General features: G+C 24.3%; 2 protein-coding genes. Both read left to right on the top strand.

Annotated elements, in window-relative coordinates; genetic code table 11:
* On the top strand, positions 1 to 399 hold a 399-nt coding region (locus KSU54_RS18350; RefSeq protein WP_000341232.1), incomplete at its 5' end, for a GNAT family N-acetyltransferase.
* The gene (locus KSU54_RS18345) at positions 400 to 1,839 is read left to right on the top strand and encodes a bifunctional aminoglycoside N-acetyltransferase AAC(6')-Ie/aminoglycoside O-phosphotransferase APH(2'')-Ia (protein ID WP_001028144.1); all 1,440 of its coding nucleotides are present in this window, start codon (positions 400 to 402) and stop codon (positions 1,837 to 1,839) included.
* Positions 1,840 to 1,918: the final 79 nt, after the last annotated feature.

Raw genomic sequence — 1,918 nt, 5'->3', positions numbered from 1 at the left:
GAGTTTATGGAAGAAGTTTTAATTGATGATAATATGGTTTTTGATATTGATAATTTAAAAGGATTTCTTAATGATACCAGTTCATTTGGGTTTATAGCTAAAGAAAATAATAAAATTATAGGATTTGCATATTGCTATACACTTTTAAGACCTGATGGAAAAACAATGTTTTATTTACACTCAATAGGAATGTTACCTAACTATCAAGACAAAGGTTATGGTTCAAAATTATTATCTTTTATTAAGGAATATTCTAAAGAGATTGGTTGTTCTGAAATGTTTTTAATAACTGATAAAGGTAATCCTAGAGCTTGCCATGTATATGAAAAATTAGGTGGTAAAAATGATTATAAAGATGAAATAGTATATGTATATGATTATGAAAAAGGTGATAAATAAATGAATATAGTTGAAAATGAAATATGTATAAGAACTTTAATAGATGATGATTTTCCTTTGATGTTAAAATGGTTAACTGATGAAAGAGTATTAGAATTTTATGGTGGTAGAGATAAAAAATATACATTAGAATCATTAAAAAAACATTATACAGAGCCTTGGGAAGATGAAGTTTTTAGAGTAATTATTGAATATAACAATGTTCCTATTGGATATGGACAAATATATAAAATGTATGATGAGTTATATACTGATTATCATTATCCAAAAACTGATGAGATAGTCTATGGTATGGATCAATTTATAGGAGAGCCAAATTATTGGAGTAAAGGAATTGGTACAAGATATATTAAATTGATTTTTGAATTTTTGAAAAAAGAAAGAAATGCTAATGCAGTTATTTTAGACCCTCATAAAAATAATCCAAGAGCAATAAGGGCATACCAAAAATCTGGTTTTAGAATTATTGAAGATTTGCCAGAACATGAATTACACGAGGGCAAAAAAGAAGATTGTTATTTAATGGAATATAGATATGATGATAATGCCACAAATGTTAAGGCAATGAAATATTTAATTGAGCATTACTTTGATAATTTCAAAGTAGATAGTATTGAAATAATCGGTAGTGGTTATGATAGTGTGGCATATTTAGTTAATAATGAATACATTTTTAAAACAAAATTTAGTACTAATAAGAAAAAAGGTTATGCAAAAGAAAAAGCAATATATAATTTTTTAAATACAAATTTAGAAACTAATGTAAAAATTCCTAATATTGAATATTCGTATATTAGTGATGAATTATCTATACTAGGTTATAAAGAAATTAAAGGAACTTTTTTAACACCAGAAATTTATTCTACTATGTCAGAAGAAGAACAAAATTTGTTAAAACGAGATATTGCCAGTTTTTTAAGACAAATGCACGGTTTAGATTATACAGATATTAGTGAATGTACTATTGATAATAAACAAAATGTATTAGAAGAGTATATATTGTTGCGTGAAACTATTTATAATGATTTAACTGATATAGAAAAAGATTATATAGAAAGTTTTATGGAAAGACTAAATGCAACAACAGTTTTTGAGGGTAAAAAGTGTTTATGCCATAATGATTTTAGTTGTAATCATCTATTGTTAGATGGCAATAATAGATTAACTGGAATAATTGATTTTGGAGATTCTGGAATTATAGATGAATATTGTGATTTTATATACTTACTTGAAGATAGTGAAGAAGAAATAGGAACAAATTTTGGAGAAGATATATTAAGAATGTATGGAAATATAGATATTGAGAAAGCAAAAGAATATCAAGATATAGTTGAAGAATATTATCCTATTGAAACTATTGTTTATGGAATTAAAAATATTAAACAGGAATTTATCGAAAATGGTAGAAAAGAAATTTATAAAAGGACTTATAAAGATTGATTATATAATATATGAAAAGCTATTATAAAAGACATTAGTATTAAATAGTTTAAAAAAATGAAAAATAATAAAGGAAGTG

Source organism: Erysipelatoclostridium sp. MSK.23.31, assembly GCF_019125875.1.
Taxonomy (GTDB): domain Bacteria; phylum Bacillota_I; class Bacilli_A; order Erysipelotrichales; family Coprobacillaceae; genus Thomasclavelia; species Thomasclavelia ramosa.
This window is presented reverse-complemented; position numbering and strand designations above follow the sequence as displayed.